This is a genomic window from Flavobacterium sp. NKUCC04_CG, assembly GCF_019345525.1.
GTDB lineage: Bacteria > Bacteroidota > Bacteroidia > Flavobacteriales > Flavobacteriaceae > Flavobacterium.
Genome location: NZ_JAHKRA010000003.1, coordinates 248,804 through 266,909 on the forward strand (window position 1 = coordinate 248,804; position 18,106 = coordinate 266,909).

General features: G+C 36.7%; 19 protein-coding genes and 1 tRNA gene. 10 read left to right on the plus strand and 10 right to left on the minus strand.

The window, feature by feature from the left end; genetic code table 11:
- Positions 1-198 precede the first annotated feature (198 nt).
- The 5 genes from KO524_RS03920 to rbfA form a co-directional block, all read right to left on the minus strand.
- Positions 199-1,263: a hypothetical protein gene (locus KO524_RS03920; RefSeq protein WP_219290460.1), complete on the minus strand. Its 1,065-nt coding sequence runs from the start codon at positions 1,261-1,263 to the stop codon at positions 199-201.
- Between the two features lie 6 nt (positions 1,264-1,269).
- Positions 1,270-3,048, minus strand: coding sequence for an HSP90 family protein (locus KO524_RS03925; protein WP_219290464.1), 1,779 nt, complete (start codon positions 3,046-3,048; stop codon positions 1,270-1,272).
- Between the two features lie 11 nt (positions 3,049-3,059).
- A complete protein-coding gene (locus KO524_RS03930; RefSeq protein ID WP_219290467.1) occupies positions 3,060-5,576 on the minus strand; it encodes a tetratricopeptide repeat protein in 2,517 nt (838 codons plus the stop codon).
- 258 nt (positions 5,577-5,834) lie between these two features.
- Complete coding sequence (locus tag KO524_RS03935) at positions 5,835-7,043, minus strand: ABC transporter permease (protein WP_219290469.1); 1,209 nt, start codon at positions 7,041-7,043, stop codon at positions 5,835-5,837.
- A 3-nt stretch (positions 7,044-7,046) separates the two neighbouring features.
- Positions 7,047-7,439, minus strand: coding sequence for a 30S ribosome-binding factor RbfA (gene rbfA / locus KO524_RS03940; protein WP_219290473.1), 393 nt, complete (start codon positions 7,437-7,439; stop codon positions 7,047-7,049).
- Between the two features lie 70 nt (positions 7,440-7,509).
- Here rbfA and mce point away from each other — a divergent pair, with 70 nt between their 5' ends.
- From mce to KO524_RS03955, 3 genes are all read left to right on the plus strand, one after another.
- Complete coding sequence (gene mce / locus KO524_RS03945) at positions 7,510-7,914, plus strand: methylmalonyl-CoA epimerase (protein ID WP_219290490.1); 405 nt, start codon at positions 7,510-7,512, stop codon at positions 7,912-7,914.
- A 65-nt stretch (positions 7,915-7,979) separates the two neighbouring features.
- A tRNA-Ile gene (locus KO524_RS03950) sits at positions 7,980-8,053 on the plus strand.
- Positions 8,054-8,379: 326 nt separating this feature from the next.
- Positions 8,380-9,426: a tyrosine-type recombinase/integrase gene (locus KO524_RS03955; protein WP_219290492.1), complete on the plus strand. Its 1,047-nt coding sequence runs from the start codon at positions 8,380-8,382 to the stop codon at positions 9,424-9,426.
- A gap of 2 nt (positions 9,427-9,428) precedes the next feature.
- Here KO524_RS03955 and KO524_RS03960 read toward each other — a convergent pair whose 3' ends face one another.
- The 4 genes from KO524_RS03960 to KO524_RS03975 all read right to left on the minus strand — a co-directional run bounded on the left by KO524_RS03960 (position 9,429) and on the right by KO524_RS03975 (position 12,517).
- A complete protein-coding gene (locus KO524_RS03960; protein WP_219290496.1) occupies positions 9,429-10,220 on the minus strand; it encodes a hypothetical protein in 792 nt (263 codons plus the stop codon).
- A 1-nt stretch (position 10,221) separates the two neighbouring features.
- Positions 10,222-10,728: a hypothetical protein gene (locus KO524_RS03965; protein ID WP_219290499.1), complete on the minus strand. Its 507-nt coding sequence runs from the start codon at positions 10,726-10,728 to the stop codon at positions 10,222-10,224.
- A gap of 2 nt (positions 10,729-10,730) precedes the next feature.
- The gene (locus KO524_RS03970) at positions 10,731-11,618 is read right to left on the minus strand and encodes a hypothetical protein (RefSeq protein ID WP_219290502.1); all 888 of its coding nucleotides are present in this window, start codon (positions 11,616-11,618) and stop codon (positions 10,731-10,733) included.
- A gap of 146 nt (positions 11,619-11,764) precedes the next feature.
- The gene (locus KO524_RS03975) at positions 11,765-12,517 is read right to left on the minus strand and encodes an XRE family transcriptional regulator (protein ID WP_219290504.1); all 753 of its coding nucleotides are present in this window, start codon (positions 12,515-12,517) and stop codon (positions 11,765-11,767) included.
- A 147-nt stretch (positions 12,518-12,664) separates the two neighbouring features.
- On the opposite strand from KO524_RS03975, the gene KO524_RS03980 reads away from it, so the two are divergent.
- The 6 genes from KO524_RS03980 to KO524_RS04005 all read left to right on the plus strand — a co-directional run bounded on the left by KO524_RS03980 (position 12,665) and on the right by KO524_RS04005 (position 16,451).
- The gene (locus KO524_RS03980) at positions 12,665-12,916 is read left to right on the plus strand and encodes a hypothetical protein (protein ID WP_219290508.1); all 252 of its coding nucleotides are present in this window, start codon (positions 12,665-12,667) and stop codon (positions 12,914-12,916) included.
- Positions 12,917-12,918: 2 nt separating this feature from the next.
- Positions 12,919-13,227, plus strand: coding sequence for a hypothetical protein (locus KO524_RS03985; RefSeq protein WP_219290510.1), 309 nt, complete (start codon positions 12,919-12,921; stop codon positions 13,225-13,227).
- Between the two features lie 225 nt (positions 13,228-13,452).
- Positions 13,453-14,103, plus strand: a complete 651-nt coding sequence (locus tag KO524_RS03990; RefSeq protein ID WP_219290513.1) for a helix-turn-helix domain-containing protein — start codon at positions 13,453-13,455, stop codon at positions 14,101-14,103.
- 3 nt (positions 14,104-14,106) lie between these two features.
- Complete coding sequence (locus KO524_RS03995) at positions 14,107-15,534, plus strand: replicative DNA helicase (protein WP_219290516.1); 1,428 nt, start codon at positions 14,107-14,109, stop codon at positions 15,532-15,534.
- Between the two features lie 3 nt (positions 15,535-15,537).
- Entirely contained in the window at positions 15,538-15,831 is a 294-nt protein-coding gene (locus tag KO524_RS04000) for an HNH endonuclease (protein WP_219290518.1), read from the plus strand.
- Between the two features lie 137 nt (positions 15,832-15,968).
- On the plus strand, positions 15,969-16,451 hold the full coding sequence (locus KO524_RS04005; protein ID WP_219290521.1) for a P27 family phage terminase small subunit: 483 nt from the start codon (positions 15,969-15,971) through the stop codon (positions 16,449-16,451).
- 46 nt (positions 16,452-16,497) lie between these two features.
- Here the strand turns inward: KO524_RS04005 and KO524_RS04010 are convergent, their stop codons facing one another.
- On the minus strand, positions 16,498-16,665 hold the full coding sequence (locus tag KO524_RS04010) for a hypothetical protein (RefSeq protein WP_219290524.1): 168 nt from the start codon (positions 16,663-16,665) through the stop codon (positions 16,498-16,500).
- 78 nt (positions 16,666-16,743) lie between these two features.
- Between KO524_RS04010 and KO524_RS04015 the strand changes: the two genes are divergently transcribed.
- A complete protein-coding gene (locus KO524_RS04015; protein WP_219290540.1) occupies positions 16,744-18,033 on the plus strand; it encodes a terminase large subunit domain-containing protein in 1,290 nt (429 codons plus the stop codon).
- The last annotated feature ends 73 nt before the right edge of the window (positions 18,034-18,106 follow it).

Here is an 18,106-nt window from a genome sequence, read left to right on the forward strand (position 1 = left end):
TCATAATTACGCAGCCTATTATACCTGAACCTCAAATTAAAAACCTTATTTTTTTATTCCAAGGCTAACACCAGCTCCTTGGCAGTACAGGAAACGCATAAAAAAAGGGACGTCTCGAGTTACGAGACGTCCCTTTTTATCAATATTTCTTGCTTAGAGATAGATTGTTTTGTGTTTTTTAAAGTCAAAGCTCTTTATTTACTCCTGTTCAAACTCGGCCAATCGCGCAGCAAAATGTTGATTGCCGTTACGCGTATCAAAACGAGTTGCAAGTTCTTTAGCTTGCTGGTGGTAATGCTCACGCAAAAGTCCTAAATCATAAACACCGTCAACGTTATAATAAGACACCTTAGGTGATAAATTTAATTTTTTACTTCCGCCTTCACTTAATATCGGCAACATATGCAAGGCAAAATTAAAACGATGCACATCTTCTGATCCAACTTCCCATTCAGAAATCTTTTCAAAATACTCCCACATTTCATCACGTTGGGTTTTATGCATAAAATACATCAAAATCGTCATGGCAAAAAACACGGAGGTATCATAAGTATCGCTTTTATGATATTCTTCCATAGCTTTATCGAAATACAATTGTGCGCGATCATCCCCTACCCGAACGAGATAGTAACACAAACAGCAAAAAGTTTGAAAAGGCATCGAATAACAAGTTAACTTATGGTGTATCAAATCATAAGCCAACGCTATGGCGTGATCCATATTGCCTTCCAATAATTCTATTTCCACTTTGGTATCGAGTTCACAAGCCGGACAATTAGCCATATCATCAACCATTTCAGCATCGGCTAAAGCCACGCATTCCCGAGCTTGCTCATAGTCCCCAATATGTAAAAACCAAGAAGTCATCACATTGTGATAGGCTCTAGCTGTATAACCGTTACGCTCTAAGCGCAACTTCAAATCATCGCTAATTTCTAAAATTTGCTCTTTAGAAATATGGGTATTCCGACTGGCCGAACTTACCATCCATTTGTACTCCCACAGAAACTCCGACTCTTCAAACAAATCGGGGTCGCTATCTCGAGCATTTAACAACCACGCAAATGCGGGAAAACTGTCCTCACATTTGGAGGTATTGCGCTCTTGACGAATTAAATTTAACCTCAAATCAAACCCCCATTCAATATCGTTATGGGTATCGGCGATTTGGATAGCCTCTTTTAAAACTCGAATTTTATCCTCGAAATTTTTTAAATCCTCTACTTTCAATAGGATTTTCTGTATTTGTAAATTGTGATTCATATCCGATTATATTTTTGGTAAAAAATGCGACATACCCATTACTAGTAATTGATATAGGGCATCGTTAAACACATCCATTTCCTTTTTGTTTATAGTATATCCTCCCAACATCAAAGCCTGTATATACATGATTTGAACCACTGCCTCAACCAGCAATTCATCGTCTATATAAACCAATTGATTGATCAATTCGTTACTTTGGTTAAAACAGAGCGTTGGTAACACCTTTTCATCTTTGATAAAATGCTGTAGGGTTGAAGCAAACGGATTGGATGCCCCTGTCAATCCCTGTATGTTTTTGTTGCTTAGGGCCTGTTCATTAGCGATATAAATCGTTGGCGTATCTAGCGGTTGGAATTTTTTAATATCCACTTTACAAAAATGCTTTTGCAATACCAAATCGGCACGTAACTTAAACCTCATAAAGTCCTCTGACAGATCCACAGCATCTTCCAACTCATCCAATATGTCTTGCGGAACAATGCGGTCGATCTGCAATTTAGCATCGATTCTTTTTATCCGTTCTATCAAATCGGATTCATAACTATAAGCCGCATTGATAACCATTTTATCCTGAGACCCTGCGATACGTCGGATTTGTCTAAAATCGTCTAAAGATGGTGTGTAATAAATCTTTTGACCATACTGTTTGATATCTTGAAACGACAGCAATCCCTTATTGGTTTCAAAGGGTAAATAATCTAGAAACAATTCCATAATTTCCGTATCAGCCGCTGCCAAAGCTTTGATATACAAATGATGAACCTTAATGATTTGCTGAATTTTCTTAACATCGGTAACCGACAATACTTTCAGATAATCCTTAAAACAATCGCTCAGCTCTTTTTTAGTTTGTTTTAAAGCGGTATTATTCATCAACGATTCCCTTGACGCCGTTGGCTGCAAGGCGTTGGTATTGATAATACACCGTACAAAAGTGGACCACTCGGGCAACAAATTAGCTGCCGAATCGCACAAATACATACGCTTTAAAAATATTTTGTGTTCCTTACTCGACGAAAAAGAAACCTTATTCGGAATCACATAGGCTACTCCTTGTAAATCTCCCGTGTCAGATTCTAATCGGAATACATCGAGAAATCGCGTTTTAAATACCGTTTTCCCATACTCCATCAAATCTTCTTTAGAAGCGTCTTTATTCATCCAAATTGGATTCCCATCAAGCACTTGTTCTACTTCGTCTCCTTCTTTAAAAACAACTTTTATCGGTAAAGCACTACCGTAAAACAATACATTTTTCTTTACTTCCTCTTTTTTAAATAAGGTTTTCCAATCGGGTTTAGCCAATAAAATCACTCGGGTTCCCACTTGGGGTAAGGCTTCGATTACTTCCACCGTATAGGTTCCATCTGCTCTGCCCTTCCATCGAACCGATTCGTTTTTTAACAACGAGCGCGATTCCACTTCTATTTCTTCACTGACCACCAAACACGATAATAAACCGATTCCAAATTTTCCAATCAGATCCTTGTCAACCAAAGCTCCTTTTTTAGAGCTCTGCCCAATAACCGATAAAAACTGATGCATGTCGGCCTCTGTCAAGCCAATACCGTTGTCTTCAAAAATGATTTTACCCTCTAGAAAAGTAACGGTAATTTGCCCCTCTACATCGGGGTCAACCCCCTTGCGCATCGTAACGGCATCCATACCGTTCTGAAGCAATTCTCGAATAAATACCGTGGGAGAACTGTAAATATGTTCGGATAATAACTCGATCATCCCCTTCATATTTACCTGAAACTGAAATTGATTGTTTTCTTCCATTTTTAATTGTACTATCTACGTCTTCTTGAAGAGTTGCCCGTTATTTTCAAAGCTTGTTCATTGCCGTTTTCCGCTGCTTTCTGATACCATTGCATCGCCAACTCATCGTTTTCCTCAACACCCTCACCCTTTAAATAACAGTTTCCCAACTCATATTGAGCAGCGTCATTGCCTGCTTCCGCCGCACGAATCAAATAGTTGATACCCTCTTCAATATTCTGTTCAATACCTTCGGCTTTTAATAACATCATCGCTACAAAATGCTGTGAATCAACATGATTTTCATCGGCAATTTGCTTAAAATAAAAGAAGGCTTCCGGTTTGTCTTCATCCGTTCCCTTTCCGTAGTAATGACACATTCCAAGTCGGTAAGTAGCATCTTGATAACCTCTTTCTGAAGCTAATTTATAATATTTAAATGCCTCCGTTAGACTCTTTTCAACACCCAATTCATATTCATAACAGATTCCAATTCCTTCAGAAATGTATCCATGTTGCTCAGCAAAACTATAAAACTCAATCGCTCTATCGTATTCCTGAGTATTTTCGTATCCATATAAATAATAATCACCCAAAGCCAAACCAGACAATGCCGATCCGTTTTCATAGCCCTTTTCAAACCACGATTTACCAATTCCTAAATCTTGCGTGTCCAAGAAACCATAAGAATAATAACATCCCAGTTTATATTGTGCATAGGCAATTTCCTGTTCTGCTGCGCTGGTCATGTGCATCAACGCTTTTTGAGGATCTTTAGGCAAAGGCCCATAACCTTCTTCATAGGCTAATCCCATATCAACATGGGCATCCATATACCCCAAGTCTAGCGCTTCCTGAAAATATTGTATAGCCAAATCCGGATTTTGATTCCTACCTACACCATATCGATAAAATCGAGCTATATGGTATTTTGCTTCAGCTATACCCGCCTCAGCTGCGCGATTAAAGTATTCGAATGCCAAGGTTGGATTCGGTTCACCCAAATAATCATCTTCATATAAATACGCGAGACGAATGGCAGCATATATATAATTATTCTCTAGAGCCTCTTCGTAATAGGCTTTTGCAGTTTCAAAATTCTGTTGTACTCCAAAGCCCTGTTCGTAACACATCGCCAGTTCAATTCTAGCATAATCAGAGTTGAATCGATCAATCGCTATACGGTATTGCGCAATCGCTTTCTCCGAATCAGGCTCTCCAGTATATCCATAGCGGTAATACTTCCCAACCATTTCAATAGCCGTTAGATTGCCCCGTGTCGCTGCAATTTCAAAAAATTCTAAGGCCTTATTATAATCCGACTCTTCTGCAAATTCTGCGTTTTGATAGCCCATACCAATTCGATATGGTGCGTAGTCACTACCCAACTCCATAGCTCTATCCAACAATACTCGAGCAGCAATTACGTCTTTCTCTACCTCTGGACTTTCCAATAAAATATAAGCTTTCTCCGCTAATGCCCGAGGATATTCTTGCTCGACTAGTTGGTCTAAAAGTTCCATCCCTCGCTCAAAATCTTTTTTATCTGGATGATAGATATATATCAAGGCCAATTCAAATATCGAGTCCGGTAGGCCATATTGCATGGTACGTTCAAAATAATAAATCGCTTTGTCTATATCCTGATCTACTCCACGAGTATAAGAATAATGGAAACCCAAAGCGTGGCCCGCAATCAGCAATCCATAATCAAAGGCTTCTTTTAAAAGTTGAATACCGCGAACGTCATCCATTTCCTGAAAACGTTGAATCACAATATTATTACCCAACAAATATTTACAATAGGCACTTCCTTGAATTATTCCCTCTTCTAAATAGGTAATTGCCTTTTGATCTTCGCCTTTACGCAAATAAAAATCGGCATAGATATACAAGCCTTTATGCTCTTTTTCAATAACCTCAATATGATCATGAATAGCCTGCAAACCCGCTTCTTCCGAATCCGAATTGTAATATTGTAAATTCAAAGAAACCAATCCAGCATCCTCAAATCCCAATGCCTTAGAACGGGCAATCATATCCTTTCCCGCTTCGATATCTGCTTTTTCAAATCCTTTGATTCCATAATATTGATTGTAAGCTGCGCTAGCTAAACAGGCTGAATCGTTTAAGGCAACACCGCTCATCAAATAATCATGAGCAAGGTCCAAATCCTTATATTGTGCGCGGGCATTGTCTATCAAATCATACTGTTCACAATAGGCTCTTGTAAAACCGGAATCTATAATCTTATCGTTCAAAGTTTTACAACAGTCAAACCATACAGCATAATCCTCATCGCTTAAGGTCATCGAACAATGGTAGTTCCAAGAATCGCTATAAATTTGCCTGTACAACTCTTTGATCGTGTCGTCAAAAACCTGCTCTTCCAAAGCGAACTGACAAAGCGCATGTGCCAAATACCAATCGGTAACCTCACTATAGTTTTGCTGCTGAGTAAGTCGGGATGCCTGAGCTGTAAGACTGTTTTTATTTATTCTAATCTCATTTAATAATTCTTGATAAAACGCTTTAAAAGATTGCTCCATAATTTATATTTTTCTTTCGACAGTTGGAAAGGGGATTTCCTATTGATAAACAAGCTGCAGCTTATTATGCTGTTTAACAAAAATATCAAATCTTTATAGAATGCGTCTTAAAAAGAAATTAAAGTTTGGGAATTTAAAGGCGTTTTTGGAGGGGATACACCGATTCTCAACTATGTAAATTCACAGTAGCATAGCGAAAACTGAATCACTAACAAATTTTATTGCGTAATCACTAACCAATACGAGCTAGAAGAATTGCTAGTTGTGCTTTAGATATTTTTTATTGACTCTAGAAGCTGCGATATAAGACGCGATGAATCCGAGTACAAGTATGGTCATGCTGACCAAGAGGATGTTATTGAATGTGATTTTAACCGGATAACCGAGTTCAGGAGTAATTCTAAGCAGTTCGTAGCGCTGTTGAATCAACACCACCACTATACCGATTACAATGCCGACAAAACCGCCTAAAAACGTTAATATTAACCCTTGAAGCAAGAAAACCTTACGCAACAAACTTTCGCGTACTCCTAAATTGTGAAGTGTGATTATGTTGTTTTGCTTTTCGAGTATAATCATGATCAACGCACCTACCAGATTAAATAGGGTAATGATAACCACCAAAGTAAATATCAGATAGACTACGATGTTTTCGGTATTCAACATTTTATACAAGCTGTCGTTGAGCTGCATGCGGTTTTTAATCACCACTTGGTCGCCCAGAATCGCTTGGATTTCGGCTGTTGCCTTTGTAGGATTGGCCTGAGGAGCCAATTTAAATTCGAGATTGGTGACTTCATTGGGTTTTAGTTCCAACATTTCGCGGGCTATACGCAAGGAGCTAAACACATATTTCTCGTCGAGGTCGTCGTTTTTAAGGCTGTAGATACCCGTAGGAATCAAATGGCGTTCGTTAAAAGCACTCTCGGGATTGTCTATGGCTCCTGTTCCGGGTTTAATAGCAAAAACTTTAAAGGCATTTTCGGTGTCGAACAAACCCATGGAAAGTTTGTATGAGACACCTAATCCAACCACCACTTCGTCCGAATCGTCATCGATCCAATGTCCATAAAGTACATTTTTCTCCATGTTGGTGACCTTTAAAAACTCGGCATCAACCCCTTTTATGGTCGCTACTAGCTGTTTTTCTTTAAATAGAAACAAAACGCGGTCTTCCACTACTTTGGAATAATGTACCAAAGCAGGATTTGCCTTTAATTTTGCTTCTTGTTCGGCACTTAACTCAAAGGTTTTACCCTTAATGCTAAAAGCTTTTAACTCGGGATCGAGTTCGTTGGTAAAAGAAATACTAAAATCGCGCAATCCGCTAAATACCGACATCACTATTAGCATAGCCATAGCACTGACCACGATACCCACAGCAGCAATAGCCGTGATTATATTGATGGCTTTGCTCTTGCTTTTGCTAAAGGCGTATCTTTTGGCGATATAAAACGGAAAGTTCAAATCTTATTTTTTCTTTCTTTTAATTAATAATTCGCGATCCATAATTGGATTCTCTTCGCCTTGTAAAGCCTTGTCAATTTGATCGATATACTCCAAACTGTCGTCTATATAAAAAACCAAGTTCGGAACTTTACGCAACTGTTGCTTTACACGTTGTGCTAAATTGTGCTTGATAAGCGGTGCATTGGAACGGATTCCCTCCAATAATTCGGGTCCTCTCTCAATTGGGAAAATGCTTAAATACACTTTGGCAATTGATAAATCGGTTGTTACATTTACTTTAGATACGGAGATAATCAGGTTGCTGATTCCGTTGCTACGCACTTCTCCTTGCAAAATATCTACTAGATCTTTTTGCAACAAAGCGCCCATTTTTTTCTGTCTATTCGTTTCCATGCTGCAAAAATACAATTTTTTGGATTGAAATGTTTTTATATTTGCTAATACGAACAACTGCAAACAGAAAATGAAAAAAATCGAACACATCGGCATCGCCGTAAAAGACCTGGCTCAATCGAATTTAATCTTCGAAAAACTATTTGGAGCCCCCCCTTATAAGGAAGAAGCCGTAGCCAGTGAAGGAGTCAACACCTCGTTTTTTATGAACGGACCTAACAAAATTGAACTACTTGAAGCTACTACTCCCGATAGTCCTATCGCCAAATTCCTAGAAAAAAAGGGCGAAGGCATCCATCATATCGCTTTTGAAGTCGAAGATATCGTTTCGGAAATCGAACGTTTAAAAAGCGAAGGTTTTATCGTACTTAACGAAATTCCAAAAAAAGGCGCTGACAACAAGCTTGTTAGCTTTCTTCATCCGAAAAGCACCAACGGGGTGCTGATTGAGCTGTGTCAAGAAATAAAAAAATAATCAAAAATATTTTCCAAAACCTTTGATTTATTTAGAAAATGCCGTAATATTGCAATCTCGAAACCGGTCCTATAGCTCAGCTGGTTAGAGCACCTGACTCATAATCAGGTGGTCCCTGGTTCGAGCCCAGGTGGGACCACTACAAAAACCCTTGATTTTCAAGGGTTTTCTTGTTTTATATACTTTTCTTTCTTATTTTTATTGAGCAAAATATCCCCCATTTTTGCAGAAATGCAGTCAAAATGCAACTGAAAATTCTTTAAAAAAATTCAATGCAGAAAGGATATGACCATCAATTTTAAACTTTTAAACAATAAGAAGCCCAATAAATTCGGATATGCGATAATTATTTTGGTTTCTCAAAAGTAAATTCGCCGTAGTGAAGAAATCGGACGCGCTTTTGAAAATGAATTCGATGCAGAAAATGGCAATGTAAAAGAATCACATCCCGATTTTGAAAACCTGATGCCAAAAATTCTAAGCCTTAAACTCAAGGCTCGAAAAATCATAACTTCCGGCCTAGAAGATCCAGACGAAGCACTTCTAGAATTGCTTGGAAAAAAATCCGATATGCCTACCATTAAGGAATATGGGAATTTCTATGTAAAAGAGCTGAGGGACCTGGCCACCAAACACGAAAAAAAAGGAATGTTAGTAGAACGCAACCGGAAAAACGGTTCTGCCCTGGCTTATGAAAATGCAGTAAATCAATTTTGTTATGCGTTTCCCAAAACCACCCTTGACTCCTTAGACTATAATACCCTTATGAAGTTTAGAACGCTGCAAGAAGCCAAAGGAAACTCCAAAAGCACCATTGCGCTCTATTTCCGAATGCTTCGCGCTTTATACAACAAAGGGCTTAAGATTTACAAAATAACCGACAACCGGCCATTTAATGGCGTTTTTGACGGATTACGGGTTTCCGCTACAGCAAGTAAGAAAAAGTATTTAAAACGAAAGGGAATTCGCGCATTAGAAGAAATGCAGCACCATTCCGAAAGCACTAAAAAATACACCGATTTATTCCTACTGCAATTCTACTTTGGCGGCTGTGATTTGACAGACATCTATTTTATGAGAAAAAATCAATTGGTAAAAGGTCGAGTGTATTTCGAGCGCGGAAAAACCACATCAAATACCCTTATTGATTTAAAGATTCATCCCAAAGCACAAGAAATCATCAATCGTTGGAGCGATACAAAAAACGATACATATATCTTCCCTTGGCGCAAGGATCAAAAAGGTTATCAAACTTTTAGAAACCGCTATCAGAAATTTCTGATTAAAGCCCAGGAGCGAGCAGAGATTTTTGTACATCCCACTGGAGGCAATATCGGAGTAAAAGTTGCCCGCCATACTTTTGGCAATCTGGGCAAAAAACTCCGTATAGATAACGATATTTTACGCGAATTAATGGGACATGAACGTGAGGATATCGATCAATATTATAAAGATAAATTTTCAAAAAAAGTTAGGGATAAGGCTTTGTTTGAAATTATTAACTACAATTAAAACTATTTTAATTTCTTTTCTTTAATAAGAGACAAAATAGTTAAAACATACCCTTTTATTTCTTCACTATCAATACCACTTATTAAATTTCCTGAAACATTATTTACTAATTCTTCTGAATTTTCAACTCTGTTAAAATCTATCTCTTTTATAATTGATAATTTAAAACAAATCAAATGTAATTCACTTTCAATACTATTTCGCACCGTTATCAGCATTTCGTCTTCTTTTCCGTAAAATTTCAAAAAATAATTATATTTACTTAAGTAACTATCTAAAGCTGAAAAAACATATATAAGATACAAATGATAGCGTTCATTTTTAAATTCTTCTTCAGCCTGTATTAATTGGATATTCGCTAAAGCGTCATCAAGTTTGCTTTTTACATAATTAAAATAATTTTTATGTGTTTTGAATTCGTTCTTAAGCAAGTCTCCATCATCTTTTAACTCTGCCATCTTTTTTTCAAAAACACTTTCCTTATCCAAATACTTCTGATTAATTACATCAAACTTTTCCTCAATTAATTTGAAAGAAAAGAAACCAGCAAAAACTAATGCAACCCCAATAACTCCTATAATCAAAGTAGTCGAATTATTTAATTGATTGAGATAAAAGGTTTCCTTATACTGTTCTCCGGAGAGCTCCTCCATCGTTTTTGTATCACAGACAGCTACTTTAGCTAAAGTTTGATTTAACGTATCTATTTTACTATTTAAACTTAAGGTATACAAAAACAATCCTAATATTAAAACACTCAAAACGATTGTAATGCAGATTAAAAATTTCTTCATATTATTCTTTAATAATTGTACTCATTTCGAGCTTTATTTTATCATATTCCTCTTCCGAAATCACTCCTAAATCCAACAATTCTTTACTTTCTTTAAGCTTATCAATGGCTTGCACTCTGCTAATTTTTCCTTTAGGATTGATTATTTCTCCTGCTTCAAGTGCATTCTCATAATCTAAATCTAAAGGAGTCCATCCAAATCCTTTGAAGTGAAACCACATATTAAACCCGGTTTTTTCATTTCCATAGACCCTCATTTTATTAATGACGACTTTCTTTCCTCCGTGAGTAGCATGTACTTTTATATTGATTTGTAATAGATATCTGTAGCCATCGAAATCAGAAGCCTTACCTAGAATCAAAGTATCCCCCAATTTTAGAACATCTCCATTTTTAGATTTGTACTCAATAAAAGTTTCTCGATTTTTTGTGAAATTTCCATATTCACCTATTTGTGCAAAAGCAAATATAGGCAATACACAACATATAAAAAGTAAATATTTTTTCATGGTTATCGCTCTTTAGATGTTTTTAATATTCCATTCTCATCAAAACTATAAACATAATCTAGATACGCATAATCACGATTATTTATATGTTCTAGTTGACCTAGTGTATAGTCTTGAAATTGATATAGACTTACCATATAGTCCGAATAAAAAGTGTAAAAAAACACTTTGAAATTGATGTAGCCGTCTGGATGCTGAAATTTCTCTAAGGCTGGGTTTAAAAAGCCATCTGGTATGTTGGCAAATGCTTCACATTGCTCGTTAATAAAATCGATTACCTTGTATTGATTTCCGTTAAAATACAGTGACGCTGCATAAGTAAACTGGTCAATCATATCAGAATGATGGAGACGAAAAGACTTTGTCCATTTGCTAAACCCATCTGCTGGCGAGAATTTCACTAAAATACCGCCTTTAAAGTGAAGTAAATAATCATTTACTTTGTCTACAAATAGGCCTTCTTTATCAATATCTACATTAAACAATTTAGAAAAATAATCAGAAGTTAGGGCCTTGTTTTTAATTCCATCTTCCAATTGTGATTCAATAGTATAAGGACGATAGTGTTTGTCTTTGTCAAAATCTTTAAAGTATTCACTGATAAAATTGTAGGGTAGGCTGTTTGTTTTTTCAGTCGTTATAACCGCAAAAGGTTCACTGCTAAAAGACTTAACTAAAACAGTAACAACATCCTTATTTCCATACTCCCTATTGTTATAAGTGTAAAATTTTGGAGGCTCGTACCCTAGTTTCGTAGCTATTTGGTTTAATGTTGCTACTGATGGTTCGAATTTCATAATCGTAAATTTATGATCTTCGATTTTAAATGTTCTAAATCCTTGCCCAAAAGAAATCTGACAAAAGAAAATAGTTATAAATAAATATCTCATAACACATAATTTAAAGTTAATGACCTCAAATATATGTAATTATGAAAAAAATAAAATATGGTTTGTCGTATTTTAACAGTGTTAAATAGTGAGTTTATTATCAGTACCTAAGAGAAAAAGTAAAGATATTAAATGCTTTGAATAGTCTAAAAAGTCCTTTTCACTACATTAAATATTTGTTTGACCTCGCTAATAGGAAACTCCAAGGTTTGGAATTTTGGATTTCGTGAAGCAAGTTCTAACATACCGGTTTCCTTGCAATAATTCACAATATCTTTATGGTAAATTCCAGTATTAGTGATCAAAATCATTCCATATCTGGTTTTATCAAAACCATTGTTCCATAAATGACTTCCAATTTCGCGTGCTAAAACTTCTGCCCCATCTGGAGTATCGTCGATATCACCTCCATTCATGGAATCTCCTACCGTTTTAAAACCTACATAATAACCACGCCCCACATAATCCACTGTAAAGGTGATTTTTTCAAAATCGTCACCGAGTTTAATATCATCTTGATAAACATCTAGATAACTAACATACGAAGAAAATGGAACTTTTACTACCTCTAATTTAATTCTTCCATTGGGTAGTAGAAAAAATGTATTGCCATTTGAGTTTGTTACGATTTCAATTTCATCGTCATCAATAGTGTCGTCATTGATAAAAACGGCATTAGATTCTGAAAATGGTTTTTTCATTATTTCAGTGCCCATTGAATTCAACATTTTGCCTTGTCCTGTAAACAGCCAATTTGCATTAAGATCAGTATACGTTTCTAAAATTTTCGAAATATTATCTTGAGATAATGCGCCTCTTTTTCTTGCTTTACCAATAATACCATTTGATAACCCAGCTTCAAGGGTGATTCGATTATCATTTAACCCACTGTAAATCATAAACTTATCAAGTTTTTCAAATAAATCTATCATTTTTGATATATTAAATATTGTTTATATAGTAATATTGATATATATTTATTGTATCAATTAAAATTGACTGCAAAGTTTATTTTTAAATACAGTCTTGACATGACAAACAAAAGTATGAAAAAAAGCATTGAAATAACGGCAGTAGATGATGAAATGGCAAATAGAGCCTATGCGCTATGGTTACTTAATGAATTTCGGGCTTTGGGATTTGAGTCCAGAAAGGCCTTTGTCAATGTAGTTATGGATTATCTACCTGAACTCAACTCCTTTCAAGGAGGTTGTCGATTGAATAATTTTTGGGCAAGCCGTGAATTTGGATTGTCCGAAGAGTTGGAGAAAGTATTGGAACATTTAAAAAATTCTTAAACATGGAAGTTGTAAACGCAAAAGACTTTATGGCGCTTCTAAAAGAGAATGATATGGTGATCGTTTCCCGGAAAGATTTGGGAATCGATCAGCAGATTGAAATTAACCTCGTTAGAGAGCGCATAAAAAAACAAGGATACGGAAACCTACAGGATATGATTAACGCCAAATGGTTTCGCGTAAAAACCACACACGGACTAAATCACTGGATAAAGGCAGGAAAGATTAGACCCGAAGAATTATACATCAACAAAAAAGGTAAGGTTCACATACTTTTTGAAGCTGTGGAGTTTATAAACAGAAGAGCATAATATGAAACGTTTAAACCAAATAATCCGTAGAATTCCTGTTTTAACAAAGAAAAGAAAACAGAATAAACTGGATGAATCGGTTTTAACCAAAATTCAACCAGTAGAGAAAAGGGATTGCTCCAAAAACTGCTTTCCGGAATCCTGGTTTGCGGAGATTGAACAATGTAAAATCTGTAGAAAGAAATTTTAAGATGAAAAAAATTAACCGATCAAAAACGAATTACCATGGAACCATCCTTTTATGCCATCATACCCGCAGATGTTCGCTATGACGAACGCCTTAAACCCAATGCCAAATTACTATATGGCGAAATTACCGCATTAGCACAAAGAGAGGGATTTTGTTGGGCGGGAAATGAATATTTTGCGAACCTCTATAAAGTATCTAATGAGACCATATCGCGCTGGGTTTCCCAATTATGTGCCTACGGATATATCGATGTAGAAATCTTTAAAAATGATGGAAATAAACGTCGAATAGCTATTGACAAAAAAGTCAAGACCTATTGTCAAAAAGATCAAGAGGTATTGACAAAAAAATCAATAGCTATTGACAAAAAAGTCAACTCTAATATAAGGATTATTAATACAAGTAATAATACAATTAATAGAGAGAGAAAAGCACTCGCTTTTTTACAAGAAAATGCTCCTATGCTTTTTGAAGATTGGCAGATGAAATTCAAATCCAAGATTCACGATTTTACAAAATTCTCGGAACTCTTTAATTGCAAATACGATGAAGAAGACCTGGAATACTCCTCAAAAAAAATCAATGCTCGCTTAACGCGTTTCGCGATTAATTACATAGAACGTCAAGACCCCCAAAAACAACTTACTCCAGAAACTACACCTGCCTATCGAAAACTAAAATTCTAAGTTATGACAGCTACCACTCCCTTGATACCGCCACACGATATAAAAATTGAAGAATCCATCCTGGGTTCTATGATTGCTACCAAGCAAGGTTTAGACGACGCCATGCAGATTCTAAAAGACCCTACAATCTTTTTTAAGCCCGAACACATCGATATATTTTTTGCCATCCAACAGATGTACACCAATAGTGAACCCATCGATTTAGAAACACTTTCAGCTAAGATGCGCGCCCTAAAAAAGCCTAACGAGATTCTTTTGATTGAACTTGTGCGAAAAACGGTTTCGGCTGCACATATCGAATATCATTGTCGCCTGCTACTTCAATTTAAAATGCGTCGAATGATCGTCTTGTTTAACGCACAAATCACTGCGATGGCCATGGATGAAAGCATAGATGTTTTTGATTTAATGGCTCGCTGGACCAAAGAGTTTGATACAGTTAATAATCTAATTTTAACCGGCCGAAAAACACAAACAATAGCCGAAGCGTTATTCGACTTAGGCAAACGAATCGAGCTTATCAGTAAATCCACAACAGAAACACCTCTAACCGGAATTCATACAGGATTCAAACGAATCAATCATTTTACAGGTGGCTATCAACCACAGGATCTTGTGATATTAGCTGCACGCCCAGGAATGGGTAAAACGGCAAAAGCATTAAAAACAGTAGTAGAAAATGCAAAGATAAATGTTCCAGTTGGTATCATTTCGTTAGAAATGTCAGTACAACAAATAATAGCTCGTATAGTAGCAATCGACACAAATTTCCACCTAAAACAACTTTTAAAAACGGGTTTTGATAAATTACAATATTTTGATTCCTACCATCAACATACCGTGCGAATAGCCAAATATCCTATCTATATGGATGATTCCGGTAATTCAGACATAACTGATATCATCATACTCGCAAGGATGTGGAAACGCAAATATGGAATTAAACTGTTAGTGATCGATTACCTGCAATTGATGACTGATAAGTCACGAGGGCATAACCGAGAGAATGAAGTTTCTTCTGTGAGTCGCAGATTAAAGCTCTTGGCAAAAGAATTAGAAATACCAGTAATCGTTCTGGCTCAACTGTCTCGAGCTGTTGAAACACGCGGTGCAACCAAAAGACCGATGTTGTCGGATATTCGAGAGAGTGGTTCCATTGAGCAGGATGCAGACATCGTGGAGTTTATATATCGTCCCGAATATTACAGCATTGATGCGAAGAATTGGGATGAAGAGATGGTGGCTGAAGGAGCCAATACCGAAATCATATTTGCTAAATACAGAGCGGGAAGCATCGGAACGACCTACTTAAAATGGCTTGGGAATAAAACCAAGTTTATAGACCCCACGGACGATAAGGAAACAGAGAACCAATACAAGGAAGAAGTGGCAGAACAAACTGAAACCGACAATGACGAAGTAATATTTTAATATATGGCTAAACGAATACAAAGAGTAAAGAGACCCTGGATCGTAAAACGAAAACCGTTTGCAAGAGCAATTGCCAATCAATCGTTTTACAACTCCAGAACATGGAGGAAGTTGCGCCGATTTTTTCTTGACAACAATCCACTGTGTGTAAGATGTGAGGCGAATGGTATGATAATACCGGCAACTGTTGCCGATCATATCATACCGATTAATAAAGGCGGTGAACCGCTGAATGAGAATAACCTACAAGCACTGTGTACGCCTTGTCACAATTCTAAATCTGCGCGAGATAAATAAATCTATTTCACAAAGCAGGGTCATAAAAAAGGGATATGGCATCAAATCACGAGAACAAAAAATGGCTGTACATCGCCTGTTAGCGGGATTTTTACTCGTAGGCTAATTTAGGGAGGGGGGGTATAAAATACAGAGTTATGAAAGTGATAAAAAATGCAGATGAAGTGAATTGGAATTCAGCTTCATCAATTGGAAAGAATGAGAATCTTTATGATGTATTAACGAGTTTACCAACTCCAGATAAACGCTTCCGTTTATCCACGGAACAAAAATATTGGTATAAATATTTTGGTGAGCAACTAGTCGCTTCCAAAAAACTAACTAAACCCGATCTGATTCATTTACACCGACTCGCGACTTCCGTTGATTATTACATTCAAGCAGAAATAAAAATCAACGAATTGGGTTTTGAGGGTGGCTTAATACAAATTTTCAAGGGAGGTGCAACAAACGTTAGCGGTTATGTAACCATTCGAGAAAAGATGATCAAAGACATGGATGAGTTATCCAAGCATTTTGGGTTTTCGTTTAAGGACAGAACAAAATTACTGGATTTACCAAAAGGTAATCCTGGACAGATGGATTTGTTTGAAAGCTTTTTGCGAAAAAGCCATTATTAATACTATTTACAAATAAAAAATCACGCTTTTCAACGTGATTTTGCCCCTAAATTTTATCTAAAACAAAATACGGTAACTTTCCATATTCAAATTTTTTATTTAGGTCACTAAAAAACACAACATGAATAGTATCACCATCAATGGCCCCAATAGTAAATGGCTGGCTTCCACTTTTTAAAACAACAATTTCACCTAATTTAAATTCGTGATTCATAATTTCAAACTTTAATTTGTTAATACAATCAAACATACTACACTAGTATAAAAAAACAATACGTAAAACCACAATAGAATGAACATCATACAAGAAATGATAGATTCGCCAGCATTTCAATACGCTTACAGCGTGAGAAACGGCGGTATCATAACTGGAAAAAAAATAAAGACAGCTGTCAACCGTTTTTTCAATTGGATTGATCAAGCCGACAATAAAGGTTTTGAAATCGATCATCAATTGGGAATGCGGGCTGTTGCCTTTTTTCCAAATTTCTTGAATCACACCATAGGAAAACTATCGGGCCAGCCGTTTGTCTTAGCACCGTTCCAGGCATTTACCATTTATAACCTATTTGGCTGGGTTCATAAAGAAACCCGAGTACGTCGCATCAATACCGTTTACGACAAACGCTCCAAGAAAAACGGTAAAACCGCAGAAATTGCAGGATTAGGGCTTTATTGTATGAGTTTTGATTTGGAAATGGGCGCCCAAATTTACGTTGGAGCAACCAAAGAAGACCAGGCTAAGATATGTTGGAACCAAGCAAAAATGTTTATAGAATCACCCGTAGCAAATCCCGCACTGAGAGCGATGGGATTTCAGGCTTTTCAAAAAGAAATTAAATTCCATAAGACACAATCCTCGATGATGCCCCTAGGAGGCGATTCCAAAACACAAGATGGAGTTAATGCACATTTAGCTATAATAGACGAATACCACGCACACCGGGACGACAGCGTCAAGCAAAACTTAGAATCTTCATCGGTTTCCCGTAAACAACCCATTACCTACCACATTACCACGGCAGGAGTCAATTTTCAAAGCGCTTGTAAACGATACGAAGACGCTGTAATCGAAGTTTTAGAAGGTAGAAACGAAGACGATTCCCTTTGGATTATGATTCACGATTTAGACGAGGATGACGACTGGGAAGATCAAACCAAATGGCACAAAGCCAATCCCCTTTTAGGAAACGGTTTGGACATTGCCAACATTCAAAAGGAATATGTCAAAGCAAAAAACCAGCCGAGTAAAATTCCAAATTTCAAAACCAAACATTTAAACATGTGGGTGGATGCTCCTTCCATTTGGATTCCTAACGAAGTGTGGATGAAAAACCAGGTGGACGAAATACCGATGGAGAAATTTAAAAAGTTTGGATCGTACGGCGGTTTGGATTTGAGTACCACCAAAGACATCACCTGCTATGTATTACTATCAGAACCCGATGAAGATGACAACCGATACATTAAACCCTATTTCTTTATTCCCGAAGAAGAAATGCACCGCCGAAGTAAAGACGACGGAGTTCCCCGCTGCCGCACGAATCCTTTCGTGTGGCAAATAGAATTCTACAATACATAACACAAAAATACTTTGATTTCAGGATATCTGGCGTTTATATAGCTATTAACTATAAGATTCATATACCACTACT